Annotated in this window: 17 protein-coding genes; 4 read left to right on the top strand and 13 right to left on the bottom strand. The window is 36.4% G+C overall.

Translation table 11 applies throughout. The annotated features are described in order from the left end of the window. Positions 1-82 precede the first annotated feature (82 nt). Positions 83-910 carry a glutamate racemase gene (murI, locus tag AC5LXV_RS03865; RefSeq protein ID WP_493467422.1) on the bottom strand — a complete coding sequence of 276 codons (828 nt, stop codon included), beginning with the start codon at positions 908-910 and terminating at the stop codon, positions 83-85. Positions 911-1,119: 209 nt separating this feature from the next. Here murI and metK point away from each other — a divergent pair, with 209 nt between their 5' ends. The 4 genes from metK (at position 1,120) to AC5LXV_RS03845 (ending at position 4,226) form a co-directional block, all read left to right on the top strand. After that, complete coding sequence (metK, locus tag AC5LXV_RS03860; protein WP_493467421.1) at positions 1,120-2,271, top strand: methionine adenosyltransferase; 1,152 nt, start codon at positions 1,120-1,122, stop codon at positions 2,269-2,271. Continuing rightward, positions 2,255-2,758 (top strand): SprT family zinc-dependent metalloprotease, encoded by a 504-nt coding sequence (locus AC5LXV_RS03855; protein WP_110434523.1) that lies wholly within the window; start codon positions 2,255-2,257, stop codon positions 2,756-2,758. The genes metK and AC5LXV_RS03855 overlap by 17 nt, the downstream gene beginning before the upstream one ends. Positions 2,759-3,015: 257 nt before the next feature. Further along, positions 3,016-3,390, top strand: coding sequence for a hypothetical protein (locus tag AC5LXV_RS03850; RefSeq protein WP_493467420.1), 375 nt, complete (start codon positions 3,016-3,018; stop codon positions 3,388-3,390). Next, positions 3,384-4,226 carry a 23S rRNA (adenine(2030)-N(6))-methyltransferase RlmJ gene (locus AC5LXV_RS03845; protein WP_493467419.1) on the top strand — a complete coding sequence of 281 codons (843 nt, stop codon included), beginning with the start codon at positions 3,384-3,386 and terminating at the stop codon, positions 4,224-4,226. Before AC5LXV_RS03850 ends, AC5LXV_RS03845 begins: the two co-directional genes overlap by 7 nt. 80 nt (positions 4,227-4,306) lie before the next feature. Here AC5LXV_RS03845 and AC5LXV_RS03840 read toward each other — a convergent pair whose 3' ends face one another. The 12 genes from AC5LXV_RS03840 to yceD form a co-directional block, all read right to left on the bottom strand. Next, entirely contained in the window at positions 4,307-4,675 is a 369-nt protein-coding gene (locus AC5LXV_RS03840) for a diacylglycerol kinase (RefSeq protein WP_110434526.1), read from the bottom strand. Positions 4,676-4,689: 14 nt separating this feature from the next. Further along, on the bottom strand, positions 4,690-5,649 hold the full coding sequence (gene accA / locus AC5LXV_RS03835) for an acetyl-CoA carboxylase carboxyl transferase subunit alpha (protein WP_219999818.1): 960 nt from the start codon (positions 5,647-5,649) through the stop codon (positions 4,690-4,692). Between the two features lie 214 nt (positions 5,650-5,863). Next, complete coding sequence (dnaE, locus tag AC5LXV_RS03830; protein WP_493467418.1) at positions 5,864-9,343, bottom strand: DNA polymerase III subunit alpha; 3,480 nt, start codon at positions 9,341-9,343, stop codon at positions 5,864-5,866. Positions 9,344-9,510: 167 nt separating this feature from the next. Continuing rightward, positions 9,511-10,602 (bottom strand): glycerol dehydrogenase, encoded by a 1,092-nt coding sequence (locus AC5LXV_RS03825; RefSeq protein WP_110434529.1) that lies wholly within the window; start codon positions 10,600-10,602, stop codon positions 9,511-9,513. Positions 10,603-10,834: 232 nt separating this feature from the next. Continuing rightward, positions 10,835-12,079 (bottom strand): beta-ketoacyl-ACP synthase II, encoded by a 1,245-nt coding sequence (gene fabF, locus AC5LXV_RS03820; protein WP_493467417.1) that lies wholly within the window; start codon positions 12,077-12,079, stop codon positions 10,835-10,837. A 158-nt stretch (positions 12,080-12,237) separates the two neighbouring features. Continuing rightward, positions 12,238-12,471 carry an acyl carrier protein gene (gene acpP, locus AC5LXV_RS03815; protein WP_025316503.1) on the bottom strand — a complete coding sequence of 78 codons (234 nt, stop codon included), beginning with the start codon at positions 12,469-12,471 and terminating at the stop codon, positions 12,238-12,240. Between the two features lie 149 nt (positions 12,472-12,620). Then, entirely contained in the window at positions 12,621-13,355 is a 735-nt protein-coding gene (fabG, locus tag AC5LXV_RS03810) for a 3-oxoacyl-ACP reductase FabG (RefSeq protein WP_110424287.1), read from the bottom strand. A gap of 18 nt (positions 13,356-13,373) precedes the next feature. Next, a complete protein-coding gene (fabD, locus tag AC5LXV_RS03805) occupies positions 13,374-14,309 on the bottom strand; it encodes an ACP S-malonyltransferase (RefSeq protein WP_493467416.1) in 936 nt (311 codons plus the stop codon). Between the two features lie 36 nt (positions 14,310-14,345). Further along, positions 14,346-15,299 (bottom strand): beta-ketoacyl-ACP synthase III, encoded by a 954-nt coding sequence (locus tag AC5LXV_RS03800; RefSeq protein WP_110424289.1) that lies wholly within the window; start codon positions 15,297-15,299, stop codon positions 14,346-14,348. Positions 15,300-15,303: 4 nt separating this feature from the next. Further along, positions 15,304-16,350, bottom strand: a complete 1,047-nt coding sequence (gene plsX / locus AC5LXV_RS03795) for a phosphate acyltransferase PlsX (RefSeq protein WP_493467415.1) — start codon at positions 16,348-16,350, stop codon at positions 15,304-15,306. A gap of 33 nt (positions 16,351-16,383) precedes the next feature. Further along, complete coding sequence (rpmF, locus tag AC5LXV_RS03790; RefSeq protein WP_025316508.1) at positions 16,384-16,551, bottom strand: 50S ribosomal protein L32; 168 nt, start codon at positions 16,549-16,551, stop codon at positions 16,384-16,386. Positions 16,552-16,555: 4 nt separating this feature from the next. After that, positions 16,556-17,065: a 23S rRNA accumulation protein YceD gene (yceD, locus tag AC5LXV_RS03785; protein ID WP_110424291.1), complete on the bottom strand. Its 510-nt coding sequence runs from the start codon at positions 17,063-17,065 to the stop codon at positions 16,556-16,558. Between the last annotated feature and the right edge of the window lie 83 nt (positions 17,066-17,148).

The raw sequence follows: 17,148 nt of genomic DNA, 5'->3' as shown, positions 1-17,148 counted from the left end.
CGTGTCAGTGGATGCGCATTATAGGCGCTTCATTTTTTTTGGCAAGTGAAAAACTACAATTAATTAATCGTTCGAGTAAGCTTTAACCAGTGAAAAAGCTAATACAATGATATTTATCAAGATTATATTCGGATAATTTTTTCATCAGTTTTTCGACATGTTGGTTGCATTGTGTACTTAAGACAATATTATCTTTTGAAGATGACTGTTCTAAATTATTCAGATCAAATCGTTCATTAAGTAATGAAGTAACTCGAGCAGCTATTGCGTTTCCTGAATCTATAAAAGTTGTATGAGGAAAAAGCATTTTAAGCTCCTCCTCAATAAATGGATAATGAGTACAACCAAGTACAATTGTATCTGGAATGACAGATAACTTAAGCCATGGCTGCAATAGTGTTTCAAGTTGCTGCATATCAACAGCAATACCTTGTAATTTATTTTCTGCTATATGAGCTAATTCAGATAAACCAAGCAATTTAACATCACAATCTGGAGCAAACTCCTGAATTAAATTACTGGTATATGTCCTTTGTATTGTTGCTTTGGTTGCTAATAACCCTATACATTTATTTTTAGTAATTTTACTAGCAGGTTTAATTGCAGGCACTACTCCAACAATAGGAAAAGAAAACTTTGAACGTAAACTGGGTAAACAAATAGTACTTGCGGTATTACATGCAATCACGACTAAATCAATTGAATAGGTTTTGATGATTGTATCTATTATCTGGCTTACTCTTTTAATTAGAAACTCAGATGATTTATCGCCATAAGGAAACATTTCATTATCAAAAGCATAGATATAATGTAAATGAGGTATTTTATTGTGGATCTCATTATAAATAGATAATCCACCGATACCAGAATCAAAAACTAATACTGTTGGAGATTTTTTTACAATATTCATATGTAGTTAACGAGAGTTAAAAAATTAAACGAGCCATATCCTAAATTGATTAAAATTTTATGCAAGCAATTTTGTTTGAGGTATTACTGGCTTTTCATGGAATAAATCATTAAAATGGACGTCTAGATGGTAAAACTGCTAAACTTAAGTATTATACATAATTATATTTAGAGCATAACACTAACTATATAAGTTAAAGAAGGTAAAACATGTCAGAATTTTTATTTACTTCAGAATCTGTATCAGAGGGACATCCTGATAAAATAGCCGATCAAATATCTGATGCAGTTTTAGATGCTATCTTAGAACAAGATCCTAAAGCCCGCGTAGCTTGTGAAACTTACGTAAAAACAGGTATGGCATTAGTTGGTGGAGAAATTACGACTTCTGCGTGGGTAGATATTGAAGAATTAACCAGAAAAACCATTAATGATATTGGTTATACCAGTTCTGAAATGGGATTTGATGCTAATTCTTGCGCAGTTCTCAATGCTATTGGTAAACAATCACCTGATATTAATCAAGGTGTTGATCGACAAAATCCTTTAGAACAAGGGGCGGGTGACCAAGGTATCATGTTTGGTTATGCAACCAATGAAATGCCTAATTTAATGCCAGCGGCAATTAGTTATGCTCATGATCTTATGCGTCGTCAAGCTGAAGTGAGAAAAAATGGCACACTTCCTTGGTTAAGACCTGATGCGAAGAGCCAAGTCACTTTGATTTACCAAAATGGAAAAATACAAGGTGTTGATACTGTGGTTTTATCCACGCAACATTCAGAATGCATTGAACAAAAAGCTTTACATGAAGCTGTTATGGAAGAGATCATCAAGCCAACTTTACCAAAAGAGTGGTTAACGTCAAGAACCAAGTACTTTATCAACCCTACTGGACGTTTTGTAATTGGTGGGCCTATGGGAGATTGTGGTTTAACCGGGAGAAAAATTATTGTAGATACCTATGGTGGTGCAGCTCGTCATGGTGGTGGCGCATTTTCTGGTAAAGATCCTTCAAAAGTAGACCGTTCAGCGGCTTACGCAGCAAGATATGTTGCTAAAAATATTGTCGCAGCCGGATTAGCTGATAAATGTGAATTACAAATTTCCTATGCGATTGGTGTTGCTGATCCTACATCAATCTATGTTAATACTTTTGGCACTGAAAAAATTGCCCAGGATAAAATCATCTCTCTAATCAAAGAATTTTTTGATTTAAGACCTTACGGATTAATTCAAATGCTTGATCTTATTCAACCAATTTATCAAAAAACGGCTACCTACGGTCATTTTGGCCGAGATATATTCCCATGGGAAAAAACGGATAAAGCAGCAATTCTTAGAGATGCAGCAGGATTATAAACGAATACCGATTTATCTCCATAATCAGGTGTTGGCTTGCTTAAGAACTCACTTAACCCAAGCCAACAATATATTAAATTCTCATTATAAAGAACCTAAAGTTAGTTATAAACCTAAAGGTAGTGTTGCAGGCTGCGCATTTTTGACTCGTTGGGAAATTCAACTTAATAGCATAATGCTTTGTGAAAATGGCGAAAAATTTATTGCTGAAGTAGTACCCCACGAATTGGCCCATCTCATTACTTATCAAAACTTTGGCAAAGTTAAACCACACGGTAAAGAATGGCAATATGTCATGTCTGAAATAATGAAGAAAGAACCGAAGGTTACTCATAATTTTCAGATTAAACGTAACGAATATGTTTATATTTGCAATTGCCAAGAACATTATTTATCACCAATACGACATAACAAAATTAGAAAGAATAAAACTAGTTATCAATGTCGTAAATGCGGTACTATACTCAAACTTAAAAATTGTATTTAATTTTGAAATAAATCATGCCTAATTTCGATACTCATTTTTACAAAAGCTCGATTTTCATTGTAATTTTAAGCCTTTGTCTCTATATCTTTGGTAACTTTTACATTCCATTATATGGAAAATTAACAGTTAGCTTAGTTGAACACTTTCAATCACTGTTCTTATTATTTATGTGTTGTTACACATACTATTATGCGAAGAATGTCAAAAATCATGCAAACCTCTATAAATTTTGGATTTGGACAATTTTTTGGTGGTTTATGCTTTTTGGTCGAGGAATCAGTTGGGGGCGAGATTTTTTCCCTGACGTGCCACGTTTTTATTACAAAATCATTGCTAGCATTATCATGGCAATACCCATATTAACTATATTTTTACCAACCATTCGCCGAGAAATAGCTCGTCGATATAAATATGAAACAATTCCTGTCTGGCATCTGTTTTTTGCCTTTCTTTTTTTAGGTATTGCCGACATGGCTGAACACCGTCGTTTAGGTTACCAATGGTTAGTTTTAGATCCCGAGCGTAAAGATCTTATTGAAGAGTTGATGGAGATACCTTGTCTTTTAAGCCTTGCATTAACAACATTTTATATGCAAAAAAATGAACAAAAGAGGTTAAATAAAATATGTTAAGCTATCGCCATAGCTACCACGCGGGAAATCACGCAGATGTATTAAAACATATTGTATTAACTTTATGTATTAATGCATTGAAAGAAAAAGAAAAACCTTTTTTATATTTAGATACCCATTCTGGCGCTGGACGTTATTTACTACAAAGTGAGCATGCTGAAAAAACGGGAGAGTTTTTATCTGGAATCAATCTAATATGGCAACAGTCTGATACGCCAGAATTACTTAATACTTATTTATCGGTTTTGAAGCGTTATAATCCTTATGATAACTTGAAATATTATCTTGGCTCACCTTTAATTGCTAAACAACTATTAAGAGAACAGGACAAACTTAATCTTACCGAGCTTCATCCAACAGACTATCCTTTATTAAGACAGGAATTTAGTAAAGATAAGCGAGCTAAGGTATTAAGAGAAGATGGGTTTGCTCAATTAAAATCAAAATTACCGCCAGAGTCTCGACGTGGTATTATTTTGATAGATCCATCATATGAGATAAAAGATGATTACCACAAAATTCCGAAAGCGTTAGTTGAAGCATATAAACGTTTCGCTACCGGAGTTTATTTAATTTGGTATCCAGTTGTTTCGCGAACGCAAACTCAAAAGATGATAGATCAAATTGTAAATTCAGGTATTAAAAGAATTTCACAATTTGAATTTTCGGTTAAACAGGATAATAACCAGAAAGGTATGACAGCTTCAGGGATGATTGTGATCAATCCGCCTTGGAAGCTACAAGAACAGATGCAAACTATTATGCCTTGGTTAAAAAACATTCTTGATACTGAAAAAACCGGAAATTATCTTATCAAAGAGTTAGTGCCGGAATGATTTAAACTGTTTTTAAAATAAAGAAATGCGAGAAATTCTCGCATTTTTTATTGATAATTTAGCAAAAACTAGATTCTAGATTACGGAAAGAAGTGACAAGCAAAGAGATATATCCATAACGTCGCAGTTAAAAGCAATGAAAGACAAACGGCTGCCGATCCATAATCTTTTGCTCGACCTGATAATTCATGCCTTTCGCTACCAATGCGATCTACCACACATTCAATAGCACTATTGAGCAGCTCAACAATCATTACCACACCGATTGAACCTAACAATAAAATCCGTTCATAGATTGAAAAATCGATCAGCATAACTATAACATAAGCAATTACTAACATAATCAATTCCTGACGGAATGCTGTTTCATATTTTATTGCTGATTTAAATCCCTTTAATGAATATTTAAATGCATTAATTATGCGTTTTAATCCCTTAGGCTTATCCATTTTTACATTCCATATTAGCGTACATAACCATAATTCATAAGGCGCTGGAAGCGTCTTTCAAGCAGTACCGATAATTCCAAACTTTCTAATTCGTCAAGATCAGATAATAATTGCTTTTTAAGTGAAGCGGCAACCGCCGTATAATCACGATGTGCACCACCTAGAGGTTCCGGTATAATCGCATCAATGAGTTTTAGTTTTATCAATTTATCTGCTGTCATATTCATTGCTTCAGCGGCTACCGGTGCTTTATCTGCACTCTTCCAAAGAATAGATGCACAACCTTCAGGAGATATAACAGAATAAGTACTATACTGCAGCATATTAACTTTATCCGCCACCCCTATTGCCAGAGCACCACCGGAACCACCTTCACCAATAACTGTGCAAATTGTTGGAACATTTAAGCGTGACATTTCGCGTAAATTACGAGCAATAGCTTCAGCTTGGCCTCTTTCCTCTGCACCAATACCAGGATAAGCACCCGGAGTATCAATAAATGTAATAATTGGCAATTTAAAACGCTCAGCCATTTGCATTAATCTTAGAGCTTTACGATAACCTTCAGGTGCAGGCATCCCGAAATTTCGATAAATTTTTTGTTTAGTCTCGCGACCTTTTTGATGACCAATAACCATAACAGGGCGTTCATCAATGCGCGCTATCCCACCAACAATTGCTTTATCATCTGCGTAAGCGCGATCACCTGCCAACTCGTCAAAATCGGTAAAAATTTCATTAATATAGTCTAATGTATAAGGTCGATTTGGGTGTCTAGCTAATTGAGCAACATCCCAAGGTGATAAATTTGAAAATATTTTTTTAGTCAATTCACGACTTTTTTGATTCAATTGTTTAATTTCTTTATCTAAATTGATATCTAATTCAACTTGTTGCGAATCAATATTCTTTAAGGAATTAATTTTTGCTTCTAATTCCGCTATCGGCTTTTCAAATTCCAAAAAATTATTCATAACGCTTATGATTGCCTCTTGTATTATTTGTATTTTGCTAAAATACATTACTAAATTTAGTATACTGACTATTTATTAAAATAGTATTAAGTCAATTTTACTATGTAATCGTTATTGAAGTCACCAATATTTATTATTAATGAACAACAACATTCCCAATAGTACAGTTAGTTTAAGACATATTAACTGTAACCATAAAAAAAATCCGTTTTAATTAATCAAACTCAAAATCAACACGATCATTGCCTAATAAGGTTTTCAACTCAATTATTAGTGCATCTTCCGGTACAATTCGCCAAGTTGTGCCAAATTGCAGGCGTACCACAGAATCTTCTCGATGATAATAGAGATTAATCGGTACACTACCATGTCGATAGGGTTCTATAATTTGTTGTAATCGTTGTAAATTAGCTCGATTAACTTCAACATCCGTTAAGGTAATAGCTAATCCCTTAACATATTTAGCTCTAGCATCTTTTAAGTCGACGATATCACGAACGGACAACTTAAATCCACCATTAAAATCGTCATGGCTTACTTGACCTGAAACAATTAAAATTTTATCTTTTACCAATAAATGACCAAACTTCTCTAACGCATCAGAAAAAAGCAAACCATCGATACGTCCAGATCTATCATCTAAAGTAAGTAAACCTATTTTATTACCCTTTTTAGTAATTCGAACTCTTGTATCAACCACAATACCAGCAAAAGTTGCTGTTTTTCCCCATCCAGTCGGGGCTGCTTCACTTATTCGCACACCACCAGAATATCGATTAAGTTCTTTTAAATATTGGGTAACTGGATGACCAGTTAAATATAAACCTAAGGCTTCACGTTCACCATCTAGTAAAACTTGTTCCGGTAATTCAGGAACAGCAGCATACGCATTTTCAACTTGTTCGGGCTCTTCGGCTAATACACCAAACATATCTTCTTGCCCAATGTTTTGCGCTCTAGCATATTGATCTGCTGCCTGCATCGCATCATTAATACTATGTAAAATAGCTGCTCTATGTGGGCCTAATTTATCAAAAGCCCCTGCCATAGTTAATTTCTCTAAGACACGTCGGTTAATTTTTTTCATATCAGTTCGAGCACAAAGCTCAAAGATATTTTTAAAATATCCGCCGCTATTACGCGCCTCTACAATTGCTTCTATCGGCCCCTCACCAACACCTTTTATAGCACCAATACCATAAACAATTTCCCCTTTATCATTCACATGGAAATGGTAAAGGCCACTGTTAATGTCAGGCGGATTTACTTGCAATCCCATTCTTAAACATTCGTCAACAAGCCCGACAATTTTATCGGTATTATCCATATCGGCAGTCATCACTGCCGCCATGAATTCAGCTGGATAATGGGTTTTTAACCATAATGTTTGATATGAAACCAGTGCATAAGCTGCCGAGTGAGATTTATTAAAACCATAGCCAGCAAACTTTTCAACCAGATCGAAGATGTGCATGGATAGTTCACCATCAACACCTTGTTTTTCCGCTCCTTCTTTGAAGACCGAGCGCTGTTTAGCCATCTCTTCGGGTTTTTTCTTACCCATCGCTCGGCGAAGCAAATCCGCACCACCAAGGGTATAGCCAGATAACGTCTGGGCAATTTGCATAACCTGTTCTTGATATAAAATTATGCCATAGGTTGGTTCTAAAATCGGTTTAAGGGATTCATGTTGATGATTAATATCTGGATATGATACTTCCTCCCGTCCATGTTTACGGTCTATAAAGTTATCTACCATACCTGATTGTAACGGGCCCGGTCTAAATAACGCCACTAACGCGATCATATCTTCAAAGCAGTCTGGCTTTAACCGCCTGATCAAATCTTTCATACCACGCGATTCCAATTGAAAGACCGCTGTTGTTTCGGCTTTTAATAATAGTTGGAATGATTCTTCATCATCAAGAGGAATACGTGTAATATCTACTGGTGATTTACCATCTTTCAACCGGCGCTCATTAATCATTTTAATCGCCCAATCAATAATGGTTAAGGTACGTAACCCTAAGAAGTCAAATTTAACCAGTCCTGCATATTCAACATCATTCTTATCAAATTGCGTTACCGGATGATGCCCCTCAGCATCGCAATAAATAGGTGAAAAATCAGTGATCTTCGTCGGAGATATTACTACGCCACCAGCATGTTTACCGGCATTTCGAGTTACCCCTTCCAACTGTCTGGCAATATCAATAAGCGATTTAATTTCTTCGTTGTTATCATAAAGTTCTTGAAGTTGCGGTTCAATCTCAAATGCCTTAGCTAATGTCATACCCGGATCAGGTGGAATTAATTTTGATATTCGATCGACAAATCCATAAGGATGACCTAAAACTCGCCCTACATCTCGAATAACAGCTTTAGCCGCCATTGTACCAAAAGTAATAATTTGCGATACCGCATCACGACCATACATATCAGCAACGTGATCAATAACCATATCACGCTTTTCCATACAAAAGTCGACATCAAAATCCGGCATTGAAACCCGTTCAGGATTCAAAAAACGTTCGAAAAGTAGATCAAATGCTAATGGGTCTAAATCAGTGATCTTTAAAGCATAAGCAACTAAAGAACCCGCTCCTGATCCGCGTCCTGGTCCAACAGGAATATCATTATCTTTTGACCATTGAATAAACTCCATGACGATCAGAAAGTAACCAGGGAAACCCATTTGATTAATTACGTTTAATTCTGTTTCCAATCGTTCATCATATTCAGGACGTCGCTGCTTTCGCACTTCTGGATCAGGAAAAAGAAAAGCTAATCGTTCTTCTAGACCTTGACGCGATTTGTGTACCAAAAAATCTTCGGTCGACATATCACCGGTAGGAAATTGCGGTAAAAAGTATTCACCGAGACGAATAGTTACATTACATCGTTTAGCTATTTCAACACTATTTTCCAATGCTTCAGGAATGTCGGAAAACAATTTACACATCTCTTGTTCTGAACGCAAATATTGCTCAGATGAGTAATTTTTCGGTCTATTTGGATCGTCAAGTGTATTACCATCATGAATCGCGACGCGAATTTCATGCGCTTCAAAATCAGAAGGAGTCAAGAAACGAACATCATTAGTTGCCACAACGGGTAAGGAATATTGTTCAGCTAATTTAATAGCACTATGAATAAATAACTCTTCATTAGCGCGATTGGTACGAACTAATTCAAAATAGAAATGTTGGCCAAAATGATCTAAATAATAATTGACCGCCTCATCAATAATCGCTTGATTATCACGAATAACACCAATACCAATATCACTTTCCCGACCAGCTAATATGATTAATCCATCTCGATGATGAGTTAACCATTCTTGATCAACAACTGGCATATCACCAATATAACCTCGCTGATAAGCTTTTGAAATTAGCATTGTAAGATTTTGATAGCCAGTATTATTAGCTGCTAATATCGTTAATCGATAAATATCATCATTTAATTGTGGACTTTTAACTGCTAAGTCAGCACCAATAATGGGTTTTATGCCTTTTCCCATGGCAGAACCATAGAACTTAACGAGTCCGCAAAGATTGGTAAAATCAGTAATCGCAAAAGCAGGCATTTGCAATTTGCTTATTTCATTGACTAAGGCACCGACTTTAGCGATGCCGTCAACCATTGAAAAATCGCTATGCAAATGAAGATGAATAAACTTAGGTTCGGTCATATTTACCAAAATGATTACACAAAAAATTAGCTACAATTATAGCATAAACTAGATGAATATTCTTATTGTCTTTATTTATCGCAAAATCAGCCAATTAAGCAACTAGTAAAACTTCCGTTAAAAAAATAACGGAAGTTAAGCAAATTTATCTGGATCAATGCTAAAAATTATTTGCGGCGTAAACCTTCAGCATTAGCTGCTTTTATTGCTGCGAATACTGTTTCTGGAGAAATTTCAGCTGGAGAATTATGAATTGATTCACCTTGCGCACAAGCTAAAGTTGCCACTTGCATTAAATCATCATCGCTAACATTAGCTAAGCCAATTTCTGCTAGCGTAGTTGGCAACCCTACGGACTGACAAAAATGATAAACTGTCTCTATCATCTGTGGCTCACTATCAATTAACATTAACATAGCTAGGGTACCAAACGCCACTTTTTCACCATGCCAATACTGATGTGTCGCTTCTAATGCGGTAAATCCATTATGAATGGCATGAGCAGCTGAAAGCCCGCCACTTTCAAATCCTAATCCAGAAAGTAGTGTATTGGCTTCAATCACATGTTCCAGTGCAGGGGTTACTACTTTTTGGTCACAAGCATTTTTAGCCTGAACACCATATTTTAACAAAATTTCAAAACAAAATTTTGCTAGGGCAAAGGCGGTGATTGGGCCTGGTCGTCCGGTCATGTTTCCGGCTTTTGATTGTCGACAATCTTCGGCTTCAAACCAAGTTGCTAAAGCATCACCCATACCTGCAACTAAAAATCTTGCAGGCGCATTAGCAATAACTTTTGAATCAACTAAAACGACATCAGGATTTCTTGGTAATACAAAATAGCGTTTAAATTCACCTGTTGCGGTATAAATTACTGATAAAGCACTACAAGGCGCATCGGTTGAGGCTAGTGTTGGCACAACAACACAAGGATAATGAATAGTCGCGGCAACCGCTTTCGCGGTATCAATAACCTTACCGCCGCCTATACCAACAATCACATCAATATTTTGAGCTTTGGCTAACTCAATAATTCTTGTAATCTCTTCGTCACTACACTCTCGGTTAAAAATATCAACAACACTTTCAATCTTACCGGATAGTGATTTTTCGATAGTTTTAGATAAATTTTTGTTGGCTGATGGGCTTTCCAATAATAACGCTTTTTTACCTAACCTTGCTAATTCTTCACCTAAACTATTTTCAATGGCATTAAAACCTTGAATGTAACGATTAGGGAAAAGTGCAGTAGTAATCATAATAACAACTCCTAAAAATTAAAAAAATCTTGCATAGATAAATCTTATTACCATTATTCAGAAAAATATTTTTTATCCATGTGGTTACGTTCAAACATACGCTTTTATTATGAATAAGCTACTAAATATTTTTAAAAATGAGGTATATGCCACATTTTTTATTATGAAAAGTATTGTCAAAAGATTAAAACAGATGATTCCCATCACTTAATCATGATGGGAAGAAAGGAGATTAGATCTTCTTGAATAAAACTGAACCGTTGGTACCACCAAAACCAAATGAATTACAAAGAGCATATTCTAAGTTTTTCACTTGACGAGCTGTATGTGGAACATAATCAAGATCACATCCTTCATCAGGATTATCTAGATTAATCGTTGGTGGCACAGCCTGATCACGTAGGGCAAGCACCGTAAAGATAGATTCAACAGCACCAGCAGCACCTAGTAAATGGCCAATCATGGATTTAGTTGAACTTACCATTACTTTATTAGCGTTTTCTTGGAAAATACTTTTAACTGCCTCAGTTTCAGCTTTGTCACCAGCAGGAGTTGATGTACCATGAGCATTAATATAACCAATTTGTTCAGGTGTTATACCTGCATCACGAATTGCACATTTCATGGCTAATGCAGCTCCGCTACCATCAGCTGGAGGTGAAGTCATATGATAAGCATCACCACTCATACCAAAGCCAACTACTTCAGCATAAATTTTAGCACCACGCTTTTTAGCATGTTCATATTCTTCTAAGAACATGATACCAGCCCCATCACCCAGTACAAAACCATCTCGGTCTTTATCCCATGGGCGACTTGCTGCTTTTGGATTATCATTATTCGTTGATAATGCTCTAGCGGCACCAAAACCGCCTATACCAAGAGGAGTACTCGCTTTTTCACCGCCTCCAGCTAACATCGCATCAGCATCACCATAAGCAATCATACGAGCTGCATGGCCAATATTATGTACTCCAGAAGAGCAAGCAGTAGCAATAGTAATACTTGGACCTTTTAATCCATAAATAATGGATAAATGACCTGCAATCATATTAACTATAGTTGAAGGTACAAAAAATGGACTAATTTTACGCGGTCCACCATTAACTAATGCACTATGATTTTCTTCAATCAATCCTAGTCCACCAATACCTGAACCGATAGCACAACCGATGCGTTCTGCGTTTTCTTCTGTAATTTCAATGCCCGCGTCTTGCATTGCCTGCATACCTGCAGCAATACCATATTGGATAAAATAATCCATTTTACGTGCATCTTTACGTGAAATATTATAATCTTCGCCATTAAAGTCTTTAACCATCGCTGCGAAGCGCGTTGCAAAAGGGGCTGTATCAAAGTGTTCTATAAGTTCTACTCCACTTTGACCTGCTAATAAAGCTTGCCAAGTAGAATCAACTGTATTACCTACTGGAGATATCATGCCCATTCCAGTAACAACAACTCTGCGTTTAGACACATTGTCCTCCAGAAAAGGATTGAAATGAAATTTGAATCATTGAAATTTTTATTATCAGTTTTCAGAATTAACTTATGCCAAATTCTTTTTTGAAAAATAGTGACATAAATACAAACTAGGCGATCATTTGACCGCCTATTATGAAAACTCTGCCAACCTTATTGATTTGCAGTAATGTAATCAATTGCTGATTGTACAGTTGTAATTTTTTCAGCTTCTTCATCAGGAATTTCAGTATCAAATTCTTCTTCTAAAGCCATAACTAATTCAACTGTATCAAGAGAGTCAGCGCCAAGATCTTCAACGAAAGAAGATTCATTTTTAACTTCGTCCTCTTTCACACCAAGTTGCTCAACAATAATTTTCTTAACTCGCTCTTCAATAGTGCTCATACTCTTTTTTTTCCTATAAATATCGCCGAAAGTGGCGGTGAATGTAAGTTTATAAAATGTTGAAAAAGATGCCAATCATTTTTCAACCCAATTGCTTAATTTTTGTTCAAAAAGTAAATTATTGGTTCATTTTACACTATTCTGATGAATTACACCATATACATGCCACCATTGACATGCAAAGTTTCACCAGTGATGTAAGATGCCTCATCAGAAGCTAAGAACGCAACTGCATTAGCAATTTCAGCTGGTTCACCTAAACGCCCTGCTGGTACTTGCGCTAATGTTAACGCTTTTTGTTCATCAGTTAATGCTTCTGTCATATCAGTTGCAATGAATCCTGGCGCGACTACATTTACCGTAATACCTCGAGATGCAACTTCACGTGCTAGTGATTTACTAAATCCAATCAATCCAGCTTTTGCTGCCGCATAGTTAGCTTGGCCAGCATTGCCCATAGTGCCAACAACAGATCCTATAGTAATAATTCTACCATAACGTTTTTTCATCATAGTACGCATTAATGCTTTTGATAAACGAAATACCGATGTTAAATTAGTATCTAAAATATCTTGCCATTCATCTTCTTTCATTCGCATTAATAAATTATCACGGGTAATACCGGCATTATTAACTAGAATATCGATATCGCCAAATTCCGTTTTAATGGCATTAATGGTTGATTCAATCGATGCTTCGTCGGTCACATTTAGCGCTAAACCTTTACCGTTAGAGCCTAAATAATCACTTATGGCTTGTGCACCTTTTTCTGTTGTTGCAGTTCCAATTACGGTAGCACCACAAGCAACTAATTTTTCTGCAATTGCTTTACCAATTCCACGGCTGGCGCCTGTGACTAAAGCAATTTTTCCTGATAGGTTCATAACTACCCCTTTTATCATTTATTTAGTATTTTCGATCGCAACATCTAATGACGCTTTATCATTAACAGCGCAAGCTGATAATGAATCAACAATTCGTTTAGTTAAACCAGTTAATACTTTACCTGGTCCCATTTCCACTAACTGTGTTACTCCTTGTTTTGCCATTTCTTCAACGCTCTCAGTCCAACGAACAGGACTATATAGCTGAGCTATTAATGCGGCTTTAATTTTTTCTGCTGATGTTTCAACTTTAACATCGACATTATTAATTACCGCAAATTTAGGAGTATTAAATGTAATATCATTTAAAGTTATCGCTAATTTATCAGCAGCAGGTTTCATTAAGGCACAATGAGAAGGTACACTAACTGCAAGCGGTAATGCACGTTTAGCACCAGCCTCTTTACAAAGCGCCCCTGCGCGTTCAACCGCTTCTTTATTACCGGCAATAACAACTTGGCCAGGTGAATTGAAATTAACTGGTGCAACAACTTGACCTTGAGCCGCTTGTTCACATGCTTTTTGAATTGAATCGTTATCTAAACCAATAATAGCAAACATCGCGCCAGTACCACTTGGCACCGCTTCTTGCATTAGTTTTCCACGTAATTCAACTAATTTAATGGCATCTTTAAAATCAATTACGCCGGCACATACCAATGCTGAGTATTCTCCTAAACTGTGACCAGCCATAAATTCGGGTTGAGCACCATTAATACTTTGCCAAACACGGTAAATAGCTACCGATGAAGCAAGTAATGCAGGTTGAGTTTGCCAAGTTTTATTGAGTTCTTCAGCTGGCCCCTCTTGCACTAAAGCCCATAAATCATAACCTAACACTTGTGACGCTTCATCAAAAGTTGACTTAACAACTGGATAGTTTTCCGCAAGATCTTTTAACATACCTACAGCTTGTGAGCCTTGTCCTGGAAATACCATTGCAAATTTGGTCATTTTTGAAATCCTTGATTACCTAAAATAAGTTATAAATTAAAATTTAACGAGTGCCGAACCCCAAACAAAACCACCACCGAAAGCTTCTAATAAAATTAATTGCCCTCGCTTAATACGGCCATCTCGTACCCCAGTATCTAAAGCACAAGGCACGGACGCGGCAGAAGTATTGCCTTGTTTATCAAGCGTCACAATAACCTTACTCATATCCATATCAAGGCGTTTAGCCGTTGCTGAAATAATACGTAAATTAGCCTGATGAGGAACTAACCAATCTAAATCTGATTTCTTAAAGGCATTTTCGTTCAAAAGTTCATCGACTAAATTTGAAAGTTCTTTGACCGCAATTTTGAATACTTCATTACCTTGCATTGTCATATAGACAGGATCATTCAATGAACGACGATCGACATAGGGATATTTTAATAGTTCACCATAACGACCATCCGCATGAAGATGAGAAGCAATAATCCCAGGTTCTTGAGAAGCACCGACCACAACCGCGCCCGCACCATCACCAAAAATAATAATTGTGCCGCGATCATTTGGATTAACACCGCGAGTTAACATATCTGAGCCAACAACTAAAGCATATTTAATTGCACCGCTTTTTACATATTTATCCGCAATATCTAGCGCATAGATAAATCCTGAACAAGCTGCCGATACATCAAATGCAATTACATCACCTAGTTCCAATTTAGCTTGTAATTCAGTAGCTGAACTAGGAAAAGCATTAACCGAGGTGGCTGTTGCAACAATAATTAAACCAATTTCTTGTTTATCAATATCAGCCATTTCAATCGCGTTAATTGCTGCTTCATAAGCCATACTCGTAACGGTTTCATCGGGTGCGGCAATACGTCTCTCTTTAATACCAGTACGAGTTGTTATCCACTCGTCACTAGTATCCACCATCTTTTCAAGATCGGCATTGGTTCTTATTTGTTTTGGAAGGTAACTTCCTGTTCCTAATATCTTTGTATACATCTAATTATTCGCTCTTAGGTAGTGCGGAAGAAAGGCTGTTGGCAATCTTCTCAGGTATATTGGTTTCGATAGCTAAAATAGCTTGTTCAATGGCTGCAAAAAAAGATTTTTGATTGGCACTACCGTGACTTTTAATCACAATACTTTGAAGTCCAAGTAAACAGGCGCCATTATATCGTCCTGGGTCTAAATAACCAAAATTTTTTACTATTTTTCGTTGCAGCCATTTACTCAACAATTTCATAATTAATGAATTATGCCCTAACAGCATTTTGAATGATGACATAAAAATTTTGATCAATCCTTCTACGGTTTTTAACGTCACATTACCCACAAAACCATCACAAACAAGCACATCGGTTTTACCAGTTAACAACTCGTTACCTTCTAAATAACCGATATAATTGATTTGATCATTGGCTTTCAAAATAGACGCCGCAGCACGAATTTTATCTAATCCCTTAATATCTTCTTCACCAATATTAAGTAAGGCAACCCGCGGATTTTCAATATGCAGCACTGACTTTGCTAAAATTTCGCCCATTATGGCAAATTGCACTAACATATCACTATCGCATTCTGCATTAGCCCCTAAATCAAGCACAACTGTGTTTTGATTATTCAAAGCAGGAATAGTTGCAACTAACGCCGGTCGATCGATGCCAGTTAGTGAATGCAATAATAACTTAGAAAGTCCCATCAGCGCACCGGTATTACCAGCACTGACACAAGCCTGAGCTCTATTGCTTTTTACTAACTCCAATGCAATTCTCATTGAAGAGCCTTGACTATGTCTAATTGCATATGATGGCTTCATATCATTGGTAATAATCGAAGTAGATTCAGTTATCATCAAACGACCACTTTGTTGATATTGACTAACCAGCTTTGCATTTTCTTTAGACAAAAAGGCGTTGACTTCCTTTAAATCACCGATAAGGAAGATAGAGAGGTTTGGATAATGGTGTAATGCTTGAATTGCAGCAGGAACAACAATACGAGGACCGAAGTCCCCGCTCATAGCATCTAACGCAATGGTTAGATTATCCAAAATGTCACCTGAAGATTTCTAATTACTAAGTAATTATTTAGAAATCACTTTACGACCACGATAATAACCATCAGCGGTTACGTGATGACGTAAATGTGTTTTTCCTGATTCATCAACTGAGATATTAGCAACAGTTAATGCATCATGAGAACGACGCATACCACGTTTTGCACGAGTTTTACGATTCTGTTGAACAGCCATGGATTTACCCCTTATTCTTTAAACTAACTAAAATTGCAAATGGATTTGGTTTTTCATTCTCCGCTGGAATTTCACCAAATACCATATCTGCCTCTGACACTTCGCAGTGTTTACTATCATGCACCGGGACAATTGGTAAAGAGAGAATAATTTCGTCCTCAATTAACGCTAATATATCTACTTCACCAAACTCGTTAACTAAAACGGGCTCATAATGTTCCGGTAATGTCTCTGCTTGAGCATCGCTCTTAACAGGACTAAATTTATTCATCACATGAACTTCAGTGATAAAAGGTTTAAAACAACGCTGACAAATTTGTTCTAGCGTCATTTTTGCATCAATGGTGATAACGCAAAGTCTTTGCTCATCAAAATCAAAAGACAAATGACATTCGATATCACTTTTTGGACTTTCAATCCTCGTTGCACTTTGAGCTGGATAATATCCAATATAATCAAGTCGTTTTTGTGCTGCTTTGATTGGGTCAATTGTTAATGGTAATTTATTTTGCATAAGATATGCACCCCAACCTTAAAAATTATTTAGTGTAGCTAAAAACCACACAAAGCCATAAGGCGCGCATCTTACCCTTAAAT

The organism is Gilliamella sp. LMG 34359, from assembly GCF_984569085.1.
Note: the sequence above shows the minus strand (reverse complement) of the source record. Positions and strands in the feature narration are given on the sequence as shown.